This window comes from Streptomyces sp. NPDC058773 (assembly GCF_042746015.1).
In the GTDB taxonomy this organism is placed as follows: domain Bacteria; phylum Actinomycetota; class Actinomycetes; order Streptomycetales; family Streptomycetaceae; genus Streptomyces.
Window position 1 is genome coordinate 1 of record NZ_JBHYPE010000062.1, and the last position, 18951, is coordinate 18951.

Here is an 18951-nt window from a genome sequence, read left to right on the forward strand (position 1 = left end):
GGGGTTAATTGGACTTCTGATCCCCGGGGGAGGGCCACGTTTAACTCCCGGGTACACGCCACTTGGTCCGCGGGGGCGCCCCCCTCCTGTGGGGGGGTGCCGCCCCGGCGGCTTTGTTTGGGGGGTGGGCGGTTGTGCCGGGCAGGAGTCCGGTGGTCTGTCGGGTGGTCCCGTCCGGTGGTTCGCCCGGTCCGGTGCCGGGTCGGTCCGAGCCGGTCGTCCGGCTCGTACCGGCTGCTCAGCCGGAGTGTCCTGGACAGCCGATGGCTGCCGGGGCCGGGACCGCGACCGCCGCCGTCAGCAGCAGTGCGATCCGCCGGGGCCGTCGCCTCATGAGCCGCTGCCGTCCTTGGCGTCGTCCTTCGTCTTCTCGCACCAGGTCGCGACGGCCTTGAGGTCATGGAGCTGCCGGGTGAGGTTCGGCTTCAGCTCCTTGCGGTGGGTGAGCCGGTCCTGGAGGAACGTGGCGACCTCCTTGTGGCCCTTGGACTGGGCCTTCGTCACGCGCGCCGCCATCCGTGCGATCGAACCGCGGGTGTGCGCATCGCCGTTGAGCCGGTCGAGCGCCTTGTTGATGCGCTTCTCGATGCGGGGCACCCGCTCGCAGAGGCTCTTGCCCTTGCTCTGGTGGCCGGTCTTCGGAGTCGTTGCCGTGGGCGCGGAGGCCGGGCCGTCGGCGTTTGTCGCGTTCGCCGGCCCGGCCGTGGCCAGCAGGGAACCGGCGAGCGTGAGTCCGGCGAGTACTCCTGCCACGGCGGTCTTGGGACGCTGCATGGTGGTGCTCCCTTCCAGGGGCGAATGGCTGTCCGGAAACGCAGGGTTTCCGGAAGCGGATGGACGCGGCCGCGTCCGGCCTCCCGGGGGAGCGGACCGGCCGGTGGCAGGGAACGTAGGGACGTTCTTTGTGGGGATCTTGTGACTCGGGGCGGTGTGCGGGCTTCCCCCTAAGGGGCGAGGTCAGCGGCCCGGGAGGCGTTCGCCGGACACAAGGAATCCACAAGGAAGGTTTCTACGCTCCGGGTCAGTTGAGCGTCCGCGCCCGCTTCGGCGACAGCGCACGCAGCGACAGCGCAGGCACCGAGCCGTCGAACCCCGGGAGGCACAGTGGACCACGGTGATTTCCGCATACCGGACGAGCCGTCCCGTACGGGCTCAGCCACCCTCACCGTCCCGGGGGCCCGTGCCCTGCGGCTGCCCCTGAGCGGATGGCTGCTGCGCCTCGCGCGGGGTTCCGAGGGCCGCCCGGCGCTGGAGGTGCACAGCGGGGCCGGACTGATCGATGTGTCCGTCGTGAGCACGCTCTGCGTCTCGCCCCTCAGGGGCGCGCGGCGCAGCGGCGGGACGGAGGCGCGCTGGTCGCTGGCGTGGGGGCAACTGCCGCCCGGCGCCGATGTCGTCGAGGCGACCTTCCGGGCGTGGCGGCGCAGCGTGAGCGTCCAGGCGGTCACGCTCGCCGATGCGTACTGGGTCGCCGAGGTCGACGGCCATTTCCGCTCGGTGACCTGCTCCGCGGGGGAGAGCCGGGTGACGAGACGGGTGGGCAGGGAAGCGGGGTGGCGGGAGAGCTGAGGGGGTGAGCTGCCTGGGGCGGGCCGGGGGCCTTGGCTCGGGCCTCGGAGTCGTGGTCAGGGGCCTGACCAGGGCCCCGGCTCGGACTCAGGGTCCTGGCTCAGGGACCTGACTACGACTCCGAGGCGGACCCCGGTATGTCCCCCGGCGCAGACCCCGAGGTGGACCCCGGCGCAAGCCCTGATGCGGAACCCGATATGGGCCCCGACGTGGTCCCCGGGGTGGAGCGCTCGCCCGGGATCTCGCTCAACCAGGCTCGACGAAGCGGCAGTTGCAGGGTGCGGGTGTCGGCCTCCACGTCATTGGGCCGGGGCAGCCGCACCTCGAACCGGGTGCCGGTCCCCGTGGGCCGGTCCATGATCTCGACGGTGCCGCGGTGCAGGGCGATCTGCTGGGCGACCATGGTCAGCCCCAGTCCGGAGCCGGGGCTGTCCGTACGCCGGTGGAACCGCTGGAAGACCTGCCGGCGCCCTTCCGGCGCGATGCCCGGACCCTCGTCGTCCACGGTGAGCACGGCGACCGGTTCCGCCGGGGAGCCGTCCGGCCGCAGCGTCACCTCGACCCGCGCCGGTACGCCCGGCCGGCTCCCGTGGACCACCGCATTGCGGAGCAGGTTCTCGACCGCCATCCGCAGCCCCGGCTCCCAGGCGCTCAACCGCAGCCCGGGGGCGAGGTACACGGTCAACCGGACGCCGGGGTGGTGCCGTTGCACCTCGTCCACGGCCACGGCGACCAGCTCGGAGAGGTCCACCGGGCCGAAGGCGTCGGCCTCCACCAGATCGCCCTGGGCGAGCGCCCGGAGCGCGGTCAGCGTGCCCATCAGCCGCTGCTGTCCGGCGTGCAGGTCGTCCAGGACCTCGGCACGGTCGGCCGGGTCGAGGTCCGGGTGGTCGGCGAGGATGTCCAGATTGGTCTGCATGCCCATCAGCGGGGTGCGCAGTTCGTGCGAGGCGGTCGCGGAGAAGGCCCGCGCGGTGGCCAGCGCCTCCTGGGACCGCGCCGCCTGTTCGTCGTACCGGGTGAGGACGGTCTGCAGGGTGCGGGCCAGGTCGTCCACCTCGGTGATCCGGGACGGGGTGTGGTCCAGACGGGCCGTGGTGGTGCGGGGGTCCAGCCCGCCGGCCCGGCGCTGGAGCCGGCGCAGCGGCCGGGTGGCGCGTCCGGCGATGGCCAGGGAGAGCAGCCCGGTCAGCGGTGCGGTGATCAGCGCCACGAGGATGATGCGCTGCTGCACGGTGTCGATCTTGTCGCTCCCGGCCGATCCGCGGGAGAACACCCACAGCGTGCCGTGCGGGGCCCGGGTGCCCGAGCCGTGCACCTCCACCGACAGCGCGCGCCAGGCCTTCCCGTGGGACCGCACGTTGACGGGGCCGGGCGCGGCGTCCGGCAGGGCGACGGTGCCGGCGGGCTGGGGTCCGGCCTGCGCCACCACCCGGTACGGCGGCCGCCCGCCCGTGATGGCCTGCCCGCCCGCGGTCGTGTTGCCCTCGCCGGTGTTCTGCCCGTACGAGGTTCCGTTCTGCCCGCCGGGGGGTGTGTTCTGCCCGGCCGTGTCCTGACCGTCGGCGCTGCCGTTCCGGCCAGCCGTGACGCCGGTCTGCCCGCCGTTCCCGCCGCCGTTGCCGGGTGCCCCCGGTTTGTCCGCGGACGTGAGGAGCCGTACCCCGACGTCGAGGCCCGCGTCGAGCAGCCGTCGCTCCTGGTTCGCCGCCTTCTGCGGGTGCCCGCTGTTCTTGGTCCGCAGCAGGCCCCTGGCCAGCGGCAGCAGCACCGCCGCCCGCTCCCGCAGATGGGCGTCCTGCCCGGCGTGCACGTCATGAGTGACCAGGCGCAGCAGGAGCAGCCCGGAGCCCAGGACCAGCAGGGGCATGGCGATACCCATCGCGACGGCGATCCGGGTCGCGAGCCTCATCGTGCGGAACCCGCCCGGCCGTTGGTCCGGCCGGCCGCGTGCCCTGCCGTCCGTCCGTCCGCCTGTCCGTCCATACCTCCGGCCGCACCGCCGCCCGTCCGTCCGGCGGCACGTCCGCCCGCTCCCTCGCCGCCCGTCCGTTCGCCCACCCCTTCGTCCGCCCGCAGGACGAAGCCGACGCCGCGGACCGTATGGACCAGGCGCGGTCGCCCCCCGGCCTCCAGCTTGCGGCGGAGGTAGCTCACGAAGGTGTCGACGGCATCGGTGCGGACGGCGAAGTCGTAGCCCCACACCCGGTCCAGCAGCTGGTCACGGGTGAGCACCACTCCCGCGTTACGGGCGAGCACCTCCAGCAGCTCGAACTCCCGCCGGGTGAGCCGGACCGGCACCCCCTGGTACGTCACCTCGCGGGCCGCCGTGTCGAGGACGAGGTCGCCGACCTGCACCTCGTCCCTGCCCCCGGGCGGGCGGCGGCGCAGCAGGGCCTGCAGCCGAAGCACCAGTTCCTTGAGCGCGAACGGCTTGACCAGGTAGTCGTCGGCCCCGGCCTGCAGGCCCGCGACCCGGTCCGCCAGCTCGTCCAGCGCGGACAGCATCAGCACCGGCACCTCGTCCCCGTTGGCGCGCAGGGTGCGGCAGATGTCGGTGCCGCTGAGGCCCGGCAGCGAGACGTCCAGGACGACCACGTCCGGGGGCTGCTCGGCCAGTTCGGCGAGGGCCGTCGGACCGTCCTCGGCGAGCGCCACCGCGAACCCGTTCAGCCGGAGGCCGCGCCCGAGGGAACGCAGGATCATCGCGTCGTCATCGACCACCAGGACTCGGTCCTGGCGCTTCGCCGCGCACATTCCAGGCTCCGCCTTCGTCTCAGCGGGCGGCTCATCCGCTCGCCCCGCAGTTGTTGCAGCACCATCGGCCGTCCGGCCCCTGGACCACAGAGCTACCGCATTGGTTGCAGTTCACTGTCGACGCCGTCCCGGTTCACTGGCCCACCCACCGACGGCACGCCCTGCGAGGTAGCCGCGGCGCGACCGTAATCCGCAATCTTGTGGGTTCTCTGTGGCCGCCTCGCGTCGGTCGTTGCGCATCGAGGCATTTCCACTACGAAGGGTCTCTGACGGTGGTGGAGCGGCGGCGGGACGGTGGCACGGTGGATCTCGGGCTCGATATGACGCCGGTGCCGGGAACGGCGCGTACGAGCACACCGGGTGCCCTGCTGTTCGCCGCCGCCGCGGTGCTCTACAACAGCTGGCTGCTGGAGTTCCTGCTGCCGACCGGCCTGGACCCGCGCCACTCGTACGTCAGTGAGCTGTACGCCGCCGACCAGCCCTACCGCCCCCTCTTCGGCGCCATCGAGAGCGGCTGTGCCGTACTGGTCGTGCCGGCCGCCGTGTTGGCGTACGGCCGTGCGGCGGGCCGGTGGGTGCGCATGGGACGGCCGGCGCTGGTCGGCTTCGGGCTGTCGTCGCTGGCCGATGTCCTGCTGCCGATGCGGTGCGCGCCCTCGCGGGAACCGGGCTGTGAGCCGGTGCATCTCTGGCACACCGTCACCAGCGCCCTGGCCCACTTCTTCCTCTTCGCCTCGATGGCGCTGCTCAGCCACGCCGCCGCGGCGGAAGGCGCCGAACTGCCACTGATCCGCCGCTGGGGCCCACGCGTCCTGGCCGTGGCGCTGCTCACCGCCCTCTGCACGGTGGGCCCGCTGCTGGGCCACCCCGGCTGGCACGGCATCCCACAGCGCCTCCATCTCCTGCTGGTGGGGGCGTGGTTCGCCCTGCTCGCCGCCGAGTCGGCGAGGAACAGGACCGGCATCGGCAACCACACCGGCACCGGAACGGGCATCGGCACCCGCATCGGCACCGGCACGAGCACGGCCGGATGCCCTGGCGTGCGCACCACGGACCCCGACGACACCGCAGGCCCCTTTCATCGCACCTGAGGTGGCGCCTTGGCGCCTGGTGGTGCTCCCGGGACGGCCGGTGCTCCGAGTGCGGTGGGGCTTCCCGCGGTTGCCGCTTCGGGCTCGGCGGTCGCGGGGGCCGCAGGGGCCGAGGCGGCCGCAGGGGCTCCAGGGGCCGTGAGGCCGGGTCTGCTGTCGGTGGCGGTGTTCAGCTCCGTACGCAGCTGCTTGCTGAGGCCGAAGAAGTAGGTGGCGAGGAAGCCGGTGAGGTAGCCGACGGCCAGGCCCAGGGCGTAGACGGTGAGGGTGGTGGCCGGGGCGTGATTGCCCTTGACCAGGGGGAACAGGGCCCAGCCGGAAGGGCCGATGGCGGTGGAGCCGACCGTGTCGCCGAGTTGGTGGAAGAGGCCGATGAAGGCGCCGCCGAAGGCTCCGCCCAGGCAGGCGGTGATGAAGGGGCGGCCCAGCGGGAGCGAGACGCCGTAGATCAGCGGCTCGCCGACGCCCAGGAAGCCCGCGGGCAGCGCCGACTTGATGGTTCTGCGGATGGAGCGGTTGCGGGGGAGGCGGAGGTAGACGGCGATCGCGGCGCCGACCTGGCCCGCGCCGGCCATGGCGAGGATCGGCAGCAGGACGGTGTAGCCCTGCTGCTCGATGAGAGTGGTGTGCAGGGGGATGAGCGCCTGGTGGAGGCCCAGCATGACGACGGGAAGGAAGAGGCCGCCCAGCACGAAGCCGGCGAAGGCGCCGCCGTGGGCCAGCAGCCAGTTGGCGCCCGTGCCGATGGCAGTGGCGGCCTGGCCCGCGGCGTACATCAGGCCGAAGAGCGTGACCAGGCCCGTGACCAGGACCGTCAAGGTGGGTGTGACCAGGACGTCCAGTGCCTCGGGGACGGCCCTGCGGCACTGCTTCTCCACCTGGACGGCGAGCAGCGCCGCGGCCAGCGCACCGAGTACGCCGCCCTGGCCTGGGGAGAGATGGCTGCCGAAGACGCTGATGTGGGTGACGCCGGGGAAGACGATGACCGCGGCGACCGCGCCGCCGAGGACGGGGGTGCCGCCGAACTCCTTGGCGGTGTTGTGGCCGACGAAGACGGCGATGAGGGACATGAAGCCGGAGGCGATGGCGGCGAGCGCGGGGGCGACCGAAGGCAGCAGGCCGAGGTTGGTCAGCAGGCCGTTGATACCGGCGATGATGCCGCAGCCGATCAGGGCCGGGATCAGCGGGACGAAGACATTGGCGATCCGGCGGAGGAACAGCTTCACCGGGGTGGAATTCCGGGACTTCTGCCGGGCCTTGAGTGCGGCGCCCTGGGTGGCCAGATCCTCGGCGGTGGTGGCGGGAGCCGGTGGGATCGGGGGGTGTTGCGCGCCGGAGGGTGGAGTGACGGGCGCTTCGGCGGGCTCCGGGGCAGTGGTGGGCGCGGTGTCGCGGGACTGCTCCACCAGGCGCTCGAATTCAGGGGTGACGCGGGCGACCGTCCCGGGGCCCAGCACGATCTGGTACGTGTCGTCCTCGACCACGCCCAGGACCGCCGGCAGCGCCTTGAGGGCCGCGTCCTGAACCAGCGAACGGTCCCGGATGCCGAGGCGGAGCCGGGTCATGCAGTGGGCGATCGAGGTGAGGTTTCCGGCGCCGCCGACGAGAGGGAGAAGCGCGGCAGCGGTGGCGCGGTGCTGTTCTTCGGTCATGTGCGGTGCCTTGCTGTGCGGTCAACGAGGTGCGGAGTCGGGCCGTACGGGCGTGGCGGGCAACGGTCAGGGGCTCAGTGGTCCTCGGCGGCCTGGAGGGCGGCGCGGAGATGGCCGTCGGCGGCGTCGAGGAGGCGGGCGGCGGTGGGGGCGTCTACGCCGGCCAGCAGGGTGAGGATGGCGTTCTTCACCTCGCCGTCCGTGCTGCGGAGCGCCGTCTCGACCTCCTGGTCGGAGGCGCCGGTGGCGAGCGCGACGATACGGCGCGAGCGGGCCCGCAGCTTTTCGTTGGAGGCGCGGACGTCGACCATCAGATTCCCGTAGGTCTTGCCCAGCCGGATCATGGTGATGGTCGAGAGCATATTGAGCACCAGCTTCTGGGCGGTGCCCGCCTTGAGCCGGGTGGAGCCGGTCAGCAGCTCGGGGCCGACCACGATCTCGATACCGTGCTCGGCGGCCGCCGCCAGCGCCGAACCGGCGTTGCAGGACAGGCCGATGGTCAGCGCACCCACGGCGCGGGCGTGCTCGACGGCCCCGATCGCATAGGGCGTACGGCCGGAGGCCGAGATGCCGACGACGGTGTCCAGGCCGGTCAGGCCGATCGTGGTCAGGTCCTCGATCGCGAACTTCGTGCTGTCCTCGGCGCCTTCGACGGCGCTGACCATCGCGGACGGGCCGCCCGCGATCAGCCCGAGCACCTCGGACGGGTCGGTGTTGAAGGTCGGCGGGCACTCACTGGCGTCCAGCACCCCGAGACGGCCGGCCGTGCCGGCCCCGGCGTAGATCAGCCGGCCGCCGCGGGCCATCCGCGCGGCGGTGGCGTCGATGGCGGCGGCGATCTCCGGGAGCCGCCGGGCGACGGCGCCGGGGACCGTGGCGTCCTCGTCGTTCATCGCGCGGGCGATGTCCAGGGTGGGGCGGCGGTCGATCTCGGCGAGCTCGGGCCGGAAGGCCTCGGTGGTGAGGGTGTCCAACTGGGCACGCAGCTGGGCGTCATCGGAGGCGGAGGTCATGGCGTGGCGGCTCTTTTCGGGTCGGGCTCGTGGGGGCCGTGACGGTGCTGACCCGCTGCCGGGTGCCGTCGTGCCCACCCGTGCCGCCCCGGCGGCACGCAGGCCCGCAACGGCGGGGCGGTGCGAGGTCAGTGCTGGATGTTGCGCGGCGAGTGGCGGTGCGCGAGGGCCTCGTAGGAGGCGGACAGCGCGGGGGCCGCGGTCTCGTACGTACGCTGCGCGACACCTATGAACAGGCAGTCCACGACCAGCAGCTGGCTCGTCCGGGACGACATCGCGGCCGGGCGCAGCTCGCTCTCGCGGGCCGTGGACGTGGTCAGGATGTGGTCCGCGTACGAGGCGATCTCGCCGTCCGGGCGGCCGGTGATGGCGATCGTCGTCGCACCGTGGTCGAAGGCCACCCGCAGGGGCTCTATGACGTCGGTGGTCCGCCCGGAGTGCGTGATGGCGATGGCGACATCGCCGGTGCGCATCTGCACGGCATTCGTCACGGCCAGATGCGGGTCCGCGTGCGCATGCGCGATCAGGCCGATGCGCAGCAGCTTCTGGACCAGGTCCTGGGCGACGAGGTTGGAGGCGCCGATGCCGTACACATCGATACGGCGGGCGCCGGAGAGCGCGGCGACGGCGGCCTCCAGCTGGGTGACGTCCAGCGCGGCGGCGGTGTCGGCGAGGCACTGCTGCTCCTCCTGCGCCAGCTTCCCGACGACATCGACCAGGGAGTCGTCGACCGCTATGTCCGCGGTCACCGCGGGGGCGCCGCCGGCCGCCTGCTGCGCGGCGAGCGCGGCGAGCGCGAGGCGCAGATCGCGGTAGCCCGGGTAGCCGAGCAGGCGGGACGTCCGTACGACGGTGGCCTCGCTGGTGCCCGTGCGCTCCGCGAGGCCGGTGACGGTGAGGGCGGCGCAGCCGGCCGGGTCGCTCGCCACGGTCTCCGCGACCCGCTGCATGGAACGGGTCATCGTCGGTGCGAGGGTGCGGACCTTGGCGGCCAGCGCCGCGGGGGCGGGTGGGGCCGGGGCCGGTCGGGTCTCGACGGCCACGTCCTTGAAAGTTTCCTTCACGCTGCTACTCACGCTTGAAAAGTAATTTCATCGACCGCCCCGCGTCAATACCCTCCGTGAGTGCTGTGGACAGAGCGCATGATCCGCGGCGGGCTGTGGACAACTGCGCTGGGCGGCGGGCGGCCGGGAGACAATGGGGGGCATGGAGATGGAACAGGCATTGCACGCCGCGCGGGCGCTGGTGCTCGCCGACCTGATGGCGGACAAGGTGGCCGACGCCGACATCGTCTCGCTCGTCGAGGACGCCGTCGTCCACCGCCGGTGGTGGGTGGAGCAATGGCCTGAAGGCGCGGCATTCGTCGCAGGACTGATAGCGCAGGACGTCCAGGACGCCCTCCTGGACCGTTACGGCCGCTGGCCGTTGTGCCCCGTGTGCACGGAGTCGGGGGATCCCCATGCGCTCGATGTCGAACCGGAGTTGGGGACCGATCCGCACTGGGTCTGCCCCAAGACGGCCGTCGCGGTGGCCCGGGTCGGGCGGCTCGGCGCGCCGGCGGAAGGCTGAGGTGGGTGGTTGATGGTGCGGCGGGCTGATCCGGCGATACGGCCGGAGCGCTGACGTGGCGATCTATATCGATCCGCCCATGTGGCCGGGGCACGGCCGTATGTGGTCGCATCTGGTCAGTGACCAGTCCTTCGACGAACTGCACTCCTTCGCGGCGCGGATCGGCGCGCCCCGGCGGGCGTTCGAGCGCGACCACTACGACCTGCCGGCGGAGCGGTACGGCGATGCGGTGCGCGCCGGAGCGGTGGAGGTCGGCTCCAAGGAGCTGTTGCGCCGGCTGACCGCCGCCGGTCTGCGCCGCCCCAAGAACCGGCCGGCGCCCCGTACGGCCCACCGCGGCGCGTCATAGCGGCGGCGCCGCGGCGGGTCCCCGCACGATGGCATTGACCGTGCGCCGCACCGAAAGGGGACAGCCATGTCAGCCGGCGAACAGGGCGGACAACCGGCCACCGACCTCGACCCCAACTACAGCAGTGCGGACGCCACGGCGACCGCCTGGTCCGCCGCCGTCGGCGGGATGACCGAGGCGGAGATCTTCTGGCTCACCACCGTCCGGCCCGACGGCCGCCCCCATGTCACCCCGCTGCTCGCCGTCTGGTCGGACGGCGCGCTGCACTTCTGCACCGGGCCCGGCGAGCGCAAGGCCAAGAACCTCGCGGCCAACGCGCACTGTGTGCTGGCGACGGCGACCGCCGGCGGCAACGACCTGCACGCCGGGCTCGATGTGGTCGTCGAGGGCGACGCGGTGGCGGTGCACGACGAGCCCACGCTGCGCCGGCTGACCGATCTGTACGCCGAGAAGTACGGCAGCGACTGGCACTTCGACGTCCGCGACGGTGCGTTCCACGGGGAGAGCAACCGGGCCGTGGTCTTCCGGGTCGAGCCCGTCAAGGCCTTCGGCTTCGGGCGGGGCGAGACCTACAGCCAGACGCGGTGGACGTTCGACGGCGGGGTGTGAGGGGCGGGGCGTGGAGGACGGGCGGGGGCGGCCGGGCCGTGGCGCCCGTCCCCTGGGTGTCAGGGGTGGCCCGGCGCCCCTGTTGCGTCCGCGGTTTCCCTCGCGTCGGTGGTCTTCGTGGCGTCTGTGGTTGCGGTTGTCGTCACGGTCTCCGTTGCCTTCGTGGTCTCCGGCGGGAGTCCGGTCTCCGTCGGCTGTGCGGTCGGTGTGGCGTGCGCCGCCGGGGTGGCCGTGGTGGAGGAGGCGACCAGCCGGGAGCGGGCCGTCCTGTGGTGCAGCCGGAAGGCGAGGGCGGTGGTGAGCACGGCCCCCGCCGCCAGCGCGGCGCCGGTCCAGGCCACGGACGGGTAGCCCCAGCCCGTGCCGATGGCCAGCCCGCCGAGCCAGGGGCCGAGGGTGTTGCCGATGTTGAACGCCGCGGTGGTGGTCGCACCGGCCAGCGTGGGCGCGGCGTTCGCCACGTTGAACATCCGGGCGTTGAGGGCCGGGGCCGTGGTGAACGCGGTCACCCCGAGCATCAGGGAGAGCGCGATGGCGGCGACCGGGCTGTGCGCGGTCAGCGCGAGGACGGCCAGCACGGCGGTGGAGGCGGCGATGCCGCCGAAGAGCGTTCCGAAGAGGTGTGCGTCGGCGATCCGGCCGCCGATGAACGTACCGGTCAGCGCGCCGACGCCGAAGAGTGCGAGCACCGTCGGCACCCAGCTCTCGGCGAGGCCGGCGGTGTCGGTCAGCAGGGGCGAGAGGTACGAGAAGAGCGCGAAGACCGCGGCGCCGTTCAGGGCGGTGGCGGTCAGGGCCAGCCAGACCTGCTTGTCCTTGTAGATGGTCAGCTCACGGCGCAGCTGCGGGCGGTCCTCGCCGGTGGGCACGGCCGTACGGGGCACCAGCGCGACCACCCCGAGCAGGCCGATCGCGGCCAGGGCGGCCACGGCCCAGAAGGCGGCGCGCCAGCCGGCGTGCTGGCCGAGCAGGGCGCCGGCCGGGACGCCCGCGATGTTGGCGATGCTCAGGCCGCCGACCATGACGGCCATGGCGCGGGCCCGCGCGGTCACCGGCACCAGCGAGACGGCTACCGCCGCGCCGACCGCCCAGAAGCCGGCGCAGGCCAGGGCGCTCACGATGCGCGAGACGAACAGCACGCCGTAGGTGGGGGCCAGCGCGCCCGCCACCTGGCCGAGGCCGAAGGCGGCGAGCAGCGCGATCAGGGTCGTCCGCCGGGGGAGGCGGAGGGTGGCGGCGGCGAGCACCGGGGCGCCGATCACCATGCCGATCGCGAAGGCGGAGACCAGCAGGCCGGCCTGCGGGATGGAGACGTTCAGGTCGCGGGCGAGGGGCTGGAGGATGCCGGAGAGCATGAACTCGGACGTGCCGAGAGCGAAGACGGACAGGCCGAGGACGTATACGGCGATGGGGAGGCGGGGGCGGTCGGGCTGTGCGGGCATGTCAGCTACTAACAGCGGTAGGACGGCTTACATTCCCGGTGCCGGTGCCGGTGCCGGTGCCGGTGCCGGTGGCGGCGGCGGCCGTGCGCCTACGTGGTGCGGGGTGCCGTGGGCTCGGCGCCGTTTGCCCACTCGGCGTGGGTGGCTGGTCGGAGGGGGCGTCCGGTACCCCTCGCCAGCCTTCGGCCGGCAGGCACCCCCTACGCCCCCCGCAGCAGATCAAGCTCCGTGGCCAGGTTGCGGCGGGCCGTGTGTTCCCAGAGGTCGTAGCCGCGGGGGGTGCGGAAGAGGCGGGGGAGGGAGAGGAGGTGGGTCAGGACCGCGGAGCGGCCGGTGGTGAAGTCGGGGTCGGGGACGAAGGCGTACTCGGCGCGGACCGCGGCGGCGTAGGCGGCGTACTGGTCGGGGGAGCCGGCGAGCACCGCGAGGTCCGCGTCGCAGAGGACCTCGCCGTCGGGGTCGTCGGGCGCCGGGTCGTGGGTGACGGTGAGCCGTACGAGGCGGGCGACCTCGGCGGTGCGGGCCGCGCCGACGCCCAGTTCGGGGAGGGCGCGTTCGGCGAGGGCCGCGCTGCGCTCCTCGTTCTCGGAGCGTTCCGGGCGGTAGACGGCGTCGTGGAACCACGCCGCCAACTGGACGGTGGGCAAGTCGTCCGCGTGCTCGGCCAGTTCGTCGATGCGGAGCAGGACCGCGGCCAGGTGGTCGACCGTGTGGTAGCGGCGTTGGGGTTCGCGCCAGCGGGACAGGAGGTTGTCCGCGTACGGGGTGGGGTCGGGGGCCGTGGGCTTCTTGGTGCCGCGGGCCGCGGCGACGGTGTCGGCCCAGCGCTGCCGCAGCTCCGGCACCGGGCCGGTGGTGTCTGCCGTACGGGACACGGAGGTCATACGAGCCATTGTGCCTCGGGCTCCGGGCATTCAGGGGTGGCGGGTGAGGTCCGGTCAGGTCTGCGGACCGTTGGGGTGAGGAGGCGTGCGAAGCGGGAGCGCGGGGCGGTGGTCGGTCCGCAGCGGGAGGCGGGGAGGCGTCCGGTGGCGGCGGGCCCGCCGTGGTGGGGCGCGCGGTCGTGACGGAGCGCACCGTGGTGGGGGGCGCGCCGAGCTGGGAAGCGTGCGGCGTATGGGCGGATTCCGGGTGTGGCGGGGGGTGGGCTGGTGTCCGGAGGGGCGGGCGCGCTTAGGCTGGGATATTGGACTAGACCTGTTGGGGTCCGTCTCGTTGTGCCGGTATCGGAGGATGGGATCTTATGAGCAAGCGCGCGCTGCTGGAGGTGATCGCGCTCGGCCCGCAGGACGCCGTGGCCGCCGAGGCCGGTGGGGCCGATCGGCTGGAGTTGGTGACCGACATGGCGGCTGACGGGCTCACGCCGCCCCGGGCCACGTTCGCGGCGGTCCGGGCGGCCGTCAGGCTTCCGCTGCGGGTGATGCTGCGGGCCGCCGACGGGTTCGCGGCCGGTGCGGTGGCGGCGCTGTGTGAGGAGGCCGCGGCGTTGCGGGCGGCGGGCGCCGAGGAGTTCGTCCTCGGGTTTCTGACGCCGGACGGGCGGCCGGATCTTGCCGCGGTGGCGGCGCTGGCCGAGGTGATCGACGGCTGCCGGTGGACGTTTCACCGGGCGATCGACCGGGCCGCCGACCGGGACGCGCTGCGCAAGGAGCTGGCCGCGGTGGACGGGGCCGCGGGGCTCGACACGTATTTGACGGCCGGGTCGGCGCAGGGGGTCGACGAGGGGCTGCCGACGCTGCTGGCCGAGCAGGCGCGTACAGCGGCGGGTGAGCCCGGGTACGGGCCGCGGATGCTGGTCGGTGGCGGACTGCGGCTCGGTCATCTGCCGAGGCTGCGGGCGGCGGGTCTCGACGCGTTCCACATCGGGGGCGCCGCCCGGCCCGGCGGATGGTCGGCGCCGGTGGAGGTGGCGGCGGTACGGGAGTGGCGGGAGGCGCTGGATGCGCCCGTCGCCCAGCGGATTTGATGGACCGGGTGGGGCTTGCGGGGGCCTGAGGGGCTGAGGGGGCCGGGGTGGTGGCCCCCGGTGGAAGGGGGCAGTCGTGCTCCCGGGGACGCCGCCCGGCCCGCTTCCTCAACTTCCGTTGGCGTGGCACTGTTTGACGAGTGTCACGACGGGGGGACCAGGGGGAGGGTGGCACGCCATGGCGGGTATGGGAGTCAAGCCGCTCGGTGGTGACGATCCGCGGCAGCTCGGTGATTACCGGATGCTGGGGCGGCTCGGCTCGGGCGGCATGGGGCGGATCTATCTGGCGCGGTCCTCGGCCGACGGGTCGCTGGTGGCGGTCAAGACGCTGCTCGCCGAGGGCGTCGTCAGCGATACCGACCGGCGGCGGTTCGCCCGCGAGGTGACGCTGGCGCGGCGGATCGACAGCGCCTATACGGCGCGGGTGCGCGACGCCGACCCGGACGCCGAACTCCCCTGGATGGCCATCGAGTACATACCGGCGCCCGCGCTCTCCGAGCTCGTCCGCAGCGCGGGACGGCTGCCCGGCTCCGCGGTGCGCTGGATCGCGGCGGGCACCGCGCAGGCCCTGGTGATCCTGCATGACGCGGGCATCGTCCACCGGGACGTCAAACCCCAGAACATCCTGCTGCCGTTGGCCGGGCCCCGGCTCATCGACTTCGGGATCTCGCACGCCAACGACATCACCCGGACGTCGCTGACGCTGGGCACCATCGCGTTCACCTCCCCCGAACAGGCCCGCGCCGAACCGTCCACCACGGCGTCCGATGTGTACTCGCTGGGCGCGACGCTCTTCCATCTCGCCGTCGGACGCCCGCCGTACCCCGAAACCGCCGACACGATCCGGCTGCTGACACTCGTACAGCGCGGCGCACTCGATCTGACGGGCCTGCCCCGGGAGCTGACCCCGCTGATCCGGCCGTGCCTGGCGGCCGCTCCGGAGGAACGGCCCGAACCGGCAGATCTGCTGCGGCAGTTCCTGGAGGAACTCGACCGCTGGCCGACCTCGCGGCGCGGTGAGCGCTGGCTGCCGCCGCGGTGGACGGCGCTGATCGAGAAGTACGAGGCGCAGGGGCGGGCCCTGCGCAAGGGCGGTGGCGGGCCGGCCACCACCGCCGACGCGCGGACGGAGCAGGTTCCGCCGCCGGGGCCCACCCGCCGCTATACGGAGGAACGGGCCACGGGCCAGAAGCAGGAGGGACCGGCCGCACGCCGCGAGCGGGAGGAGCGGGAGGCCCGGGCGGCGCGGCAGAGGCAGGAAGAGCAGGAGCGGGCGGCGCGCAGGGCGCGGGAGCGCAAGGAGGCGGAGGAACGGAAGCGGGCGCAAGCCAGGGCGCGGGCGACCGCGCAGGCCGCGGAGGAGCAGCGGCGGCAGCGCGCCGAGCGCGAACGAGCCGAGCGGGAGCGGCGGGAGCGCGCCGAGCGGGAGCGGGCTGAGCGGGAGCGGCGGGCCCGTGCCTCGGCCAAGACCGCCTCGGCCGGCTCGTCGAAGGCGTCGTCCGCCCCGAAGTCCTCCGCCCCGAAGTCCTCGAAGCCCACCGCCTCGAAGACCGCCGCCCCGCAGACCACCGGCTCGTCGTCCGGTGGCGGCTGCGGCTGGGCGGTGCTGTTGTGCATCGCGCTGGTGGTCTTCGTCTGGAAGCCGTGGGAGGCCGGGAACGCGTCCGGGTCGTCGAGCGGTACGTCCAGCGGGTCGTCCAGTGGGACGTCGAGCGGCACGTACTCCAGCGGTGGGACGGGTTCCGGGGCGTCCAGTGGTACGGACTCAAGTGGTGGGACAGGTTCCGGGACGTCGAGTGGTGGGGGCGACTCCGGGGCGTCCTCCAGCGGTGGTTCGGGCAGCGGATCGTCGGGCGGTACGTCCACCGGGGACGGGAGCGGGGCCCGGCCGACGGCCGCCGCGTCCCGTACGCCCAGTGCGGTCGACGCGGCCTTCGCGGCCGTACAGGCCGGCGACTGCCTCGACGCCTACCAGGACGGCTACGGCAGTTGGAGCCGCACGGCCCCGGTGCGGGTCGGCTGCGGTGCCGCCAGTGCGTATCTGCGGGTGCTGCGGGTGGCCGGGGCCGGGAGCTGTCCGAGCGGGGGCGGGCGGGGCGGCTGGTGGCACAGCGGTGCGGGCTCCTCGTCCACCAACCTGTGTGTGGAGCGGCAGTTCCGTAAGGGGCAGTGCTTCCTGGCCAAGGCCCAGGGGGGCCGCCCCGGGCCGGCGAACCTGCTCACCGTGTGGAACTGCAGCGCCGACCGGGTGCCCCGGGAGTTCAGCTACATCATGCAGGTCACGGCCGTCCTGCGGGCCTCGGCGGGCACCGGCGCCTGCCCGGGGGAGCCGGGCCGCTACCGCTACTCCTGGAACGTCTACGACGGCACGACGATGATCTGCGCCAAGGTCGCCTGACGCCGTCGCGGCAAAAACGCCGTGGCCCGGAAGCGCCCCGCGGCGCCGCGCACCCCCACGGGCCGTCAGCCGTCGGCCAGTTGTTCCGGCAGGGCCGCCGCGTGGACCACCGTCAGACCGGACACCGGCCGGGTCAGACAGACGTACAGGCGGCGCAGTCCGGTGCGTTCGTCCGGTTCGCCGTCGACGATCGCGGCGGGTTCGTCCAGGACCACGTAGTCGTACTCCAAGCCCTTGGCGAGGGTGGCGGGGACCAGGGTCAGCCGGGCCTCGGCCGAGGTCTCCTCGCCAGGGGCCAGACAGCGCACACCTGCCGCCTCCAGGGCCGAGCGCAGGTCCGGGATGCGGGCCTCCGCGGCGATCAGGCCGATCGAGCCCTCCTTCGCCAGCGCGTCGTCGCAGGCCGTGAGGGTGGCGGCGGTCAGGTCCGCCGGGCCGACGGTACGGATCGCGAAGTCGCCCGCCGATTCACGGATCGAGGTGGCCTCCGTCAGATCGGGCGCGATGGCGGGCAGCAGCCGGGACGCATAGCCGATGACCTCGCGCGGCACCCGGAAGCCCTGGGTGAGCTCCTCGACGGCCGCACCGGGCTTGCCCAGATGGGCCAGCGCCTCCTCCCAGGTGTCCGTCGCCCAGGGGGTGGTGCCCTGGGCGATGTCGCCGAGGATGGTCGCGGAGCCCGTGGTGCAGCGGCGGCCGACCGCGCGGTACTGCATGGGGGAGAGGTCCTGGGCCTCGTCGAGGACCACATGGCCGAGCGACGGGGTGCGCGCGATCAGGTCCGTCGCCTCGTCGATCAACACCGCGTCCGCGGCGGACCACTGGGCGCTCTTCACACTGCGGGCCGCCCGCCTGCCCGACCCGGGCCGCGTCCACAGGATCGCCTTCTGTTCCTCGGGCGTCAGAATCCCCTCGGCCTGTTCGGCGAGGAACTCCGCGTCGCTCAGCAGCCGGAGCACCAGCTTCGCCGGGTCGACCGGCGGCCAGACCGCCTTGACCGTGGCCTTCACGGCGGCGTTACGGGCCACCGCGTCCTGCACCCGGTCGTCCGGCGCCTCGCCCGCCTGCTCCATCCGGACCAGCACGGCATGGGCGATCCGCTGTGGCAGGGCCTCCCGGGCCGCCCCGTAGCGGATGTCCCGGTCCTGCAACTCCCGGACGATCTCCTCCACTTCATAGGCGGGTACGCGCCAGCGGCGGGAACCACGGACGACCACACAGGGCTCCTCGGGCAGCGTGATGTGCGAACGGACCGCCCGCCGCAGCACCTCCGCCATCCGTGCGTCGCCCTTGACCGTCGCGGCGGCGGCCTCGTCCGTGGCGCGCACCTCCACATGCCCGACCAGGTCGTCGACCGTGGCCTGCTTGACCTCCAGCTCGCCGAGGGCCGGCAGCACCTGCTCGATGTAGTGCAGGAAGGAGCGGTTCGGGCCGATGACGAGGGTGCCGGAGCGGGCCAGCCGCTCGCGGTGCGCATAGAGCAGATAGGCGACCCGGTGCAGACCGACCGCCGTCTTTCCGGTGCCCGGCGCGCCCTGGACACAGACGGTGCCGCCGATCCCGGCGCGCACGATCTCGTCCTGCTCCGGCTGGATGGTGGCGACGATGTCCCGCATGGGGCCGACGCGCGGCCGCTCGATCTCCGACTGGAGCAGGGCGCTGGTGCGGGCCGCCTCGGCCGGGTCGGTGAGGTGCTCGTCCTCGTACGCGGTCAACTCGCCGCCGGTGTAGCCGAAGCGGCGGCGCAGCTTGAGGTCCATCGGGTCCTTTTTGGAGGCCCGGTAGAACGGCTGGGAGACGGGCGCGCGCCAGTCGATGACCATGGGGTCACCGTCGGCGTCGTGCACATGGCGGCGGCCGATGTAGAAGTTCTCTCCCGCGGCGCCCTCGGCGAGTTCGAGGCCCGGTGCGTGGAGATAGTCGAGGCGGCCGAAGAACAGCGGGGTGTGCGAGAGGTCGGCGAGCGCCTTGATCCGGGCGTCGATCTCGCCCTGGAGGACCTCGGCGTTGACCCAGTTCGCGGTGACGTCGGTGATGTTGAGCGCCTCGGCGTCCGCCCGCATCGCGCGCAGGGCGGAGCGGGAGGCGGCGAGATGGGCTTTTTCCCGTTGCAGCGGGTCGTCGGACGCCGGTTGGGGGCGGGGGCTGTCGGTGCGCGGTTCCGTCGTCGGGTGGTGGGCGTGCGAGGGCACGGCGTTGCCTCCGGGGCGGGTACGTCCGGCGGGCGCGCGCCGGTGAGCGCGGGCGCGGCGGGCCGGTTCGGTGCACAGCGCGGATGCGGCGTGCGCGGGTCAGCGGCGTGAAACGAAGGGCCGGCCGGTTTCCGACCGGTCGGCGGCACTCCTCGACGGGAGGCAGGCAGACGCGCGATTGTAGTCAGCGGCCCAGGACGGCGCCAACGCATTTACGGCGGGCCGCGGCGGGCTCCGGGCGGCGGCCGCCATAGGTCTCCCGTAGGGGGCGGAATGGGTCTGGAGGCGGACATCCGGCCCACAGGGATGGACCTATGGGCCGATGTGCTGCAATCGCGTGAATT

15 protein-coding genes and 1 pseudogene are annotated in these 18951 nt (G+C 73.4%); 7 read left to right on the forward strand and 9 right to left on the reverse strand.

The window, feature by feature from the left end:
- Positions 1-330: 330 nt before the first annotated feature.
- Positions 331-774 (reverse strand): hypothetical protein, encoded by a 444-nt coding sequence (locus ACFW5B_RS32370; RefSeq protein ID WP_386447629.1) that lies wholly within the window; start codon positions 772-774, stop codon positions 331-333.
- Between the two features lie 330 nt (positions 775-1104).
- On the opposite strand from ACFW5B_RS32370, the gene ACFW5B_RS32375 reads away from it, so the two are divergent.
- The gene (locus tag ACFW5B_RS32375; protein WP_386447632.1) at positions 1105-1569 is read left to right on the forward strand and encodes a hypothetical protein; all 465 of its coding nucleotides are present in this window, start codon (positions 1105-1107) and stop codon (positions 1567-1569) included.
- A 112-nt stretch (positions 1570-1681) separates the two neighbouring features.
- Here ACFW5B_RS32375 and ACFW5B_RS32380 read toward each other — a convergent pair whose 3' ends face one another.
- Complete coding sequence (locus ACFW5B_RS32380; protein ID WP_386447634.1) at positions 1682-3481, reverse strand: sensor histidine kinase; 1800 nt, start codon at positions 3479-3481, stop codon at positions 1682-1684.
- Positions 3482-3624: 143 nt separating this feature from the next.
- Positions 3625-4326 (reverse strand): annotated as a pseudogene (locus ACFW5B_RS32385) (response regulator transcription factor); the annotation flags it as partial.
- Between the two features lie 302 nt (positions 4327-4628).
- Here ACFW5B_RS32385 and ACFW5B_RS32390 point away from each other — a divergent pair.
- Positions 4629-5417, forward strand: coding sequence for a DUF998 domain-containing protein (locus ACFW5B_RS32390; RefSeq protein WP_386447637.1), 789 nt, complete (start codon positions 4629-4631; stop codon positions 5415-5417).
- On the opposite strand, the gene ACFW5B_RS32395 is transcribed toward ACFW5B_RS32390, so the two are convergent.
- From ACFW5B_RS32395 to ACFW5B_RS32405, 3 genes are all read right to left on the reverse strand, one after another.
- On the reverse strand, positions 5405-7069 hold the full coding sequence (locus ACFW5B_RS32395) for a PTS transporter subunit EIIC (protein WP_386447639.1): 1665 nt from the start codon (positions 7067-7069) through the stop codon (positions 5405-5407). The genes ACFW5B_RS32390 and ACFW5B_RS32395 overlap by 13 nt on opposite strands.
- Before the next feature lie 74 nt (positions 7070-7143).
- Positions 7144-8082: an N-acetylmuramic acid 6-phosphate etherase gene (gene murQ, locus ACFW5B_RS32400; RefSeq protein ID WP_386447642.1), complete on the reverse strand. Its 939-nt coding sequence runs from the start codon at positions 8080-8082 to the stop codon at positions 7144-7146.
- A gap of 128 nt (positions 8083-8210) precedes the next feature.
- Entirely contained in the window at positions 8211-9158 is a 948-nt protein-coding gene (locus tag ACFW5B_RS32405) for a MurR/RpiR family transcriptional regulator (RefSeq protein WP_386447645.1), read from the reverse strand.
- Between the two features lie 130 nt (positions 9159-9288).
- Between ACFW5B_RS32405 and ACFW5B_RS32410 the strand changes: the two genes are divergently transcribed.
- From ACFW5B_RS32410 to ACFW5B_RS32420, 3 genes are all read left to right on the forward strand, one after another.
- Complete coding sequence (locus ACFW5B_RS32410) at positions 9289-9651, forward strand: hypothetical protein (RefSeq protein ID WP_159743865.1); 363 nt, start codon at positions 9289-9291, stop codon at positions 9649-9651.
- Between the two features lie 55 nt (positions 9652-9706).
- Positions 9707-10000, forward strand: coding sequence for a DUF4031 domain-containing protein (locus ACFW5B_RS32415; protein ID WP_386447649.1), 294 nt, complete (start codon positions 9707-9709; stop codon positions 9998-10000).
- Positions 10001-10066: 66 nt separating this feature from the next.
- On the forward strand, positions 10067-10609 hold the full coding sequence (locus ACFW5B_RS32420) for a pyridoxamine 5'-phosphate oxidase family protein (RefSeq protein WP_386447652.1): 543 nt from the start codon (positions 10067-10069) through the stop codon (positions 10607-10609).
- A 59-nt stretch (positions 10610-10668) separates the two neighbouring features.
- Here the strand turns inward: ACFW5B_RS32420 and ACFW5B_RS32425 are convergent, their stop codons facing one another.
- Complete coding sequence (locus ACFW5B_RS32425) at positions 10669-12051, reverse strand: Cmx/CmrA family chloramphenicol efflux MFS transporter (protein ID WP_386447654.1); 1383 nt, start codon at positions 12049-12051, stop codon at positions 10669-10671.
- Positions 12052-12251: 200 nt separating this feature from the next.
- Entirely contained in the window at positions 12252-12935 is a 684-nt protein-coding gene (locus tag ACFW5B_RS32430) for a hypothetical protein (protein ID WP_386447656.1), read from the reverse strand.
- A gap of 359 nt (positions 12936-13294) precedes the next feature.
- Between ACFW5B_RS32430 and ACFW5B_RS32435 the strand changes: the two genes are divergently transcribed.
- Both ACFW5B_RS32435 and ACFW5B_RS32440 read left to right on the forward strand, forming a co-directional pair.
- Positions 13295-14017: a copper homeostasis protein CutC gene (locus ACFW5B_RS32435; protein ID WP_386447659.1), complete on the forward strand. Its 723-nt coding sequence runs from the start codon at positions 13295-13297 to the stop codon at positions 14015-14017.
- Between the two features lie 178 nt (positions 14018-14195).
- Entirely contained in the window at positions 14196-16415 is a 2220-nt protein-coding gene (locus ACFW5B_RS32440) for a serine/threonine-protein kinase (protein ID WP_386447662.1), read from the forward strand.
- Positions 16416-16480: 65 nt separating this feature from the next.
- Here ACFW5B_RS32440 and ACFW5B_RS32445 read toward each other — a convergent pair whose 3' ends face one another.
- Entirely contained in the window at positions 16481-18607 is a 2127-nt protein-coding gene (locus ACFW5B_RS32445; protein WP_386447665.1) for a HelD family protein, read from the reverse strand.
- Between the last annotated feature and the right edge of the window lie 344 nt (positions 18608-18951).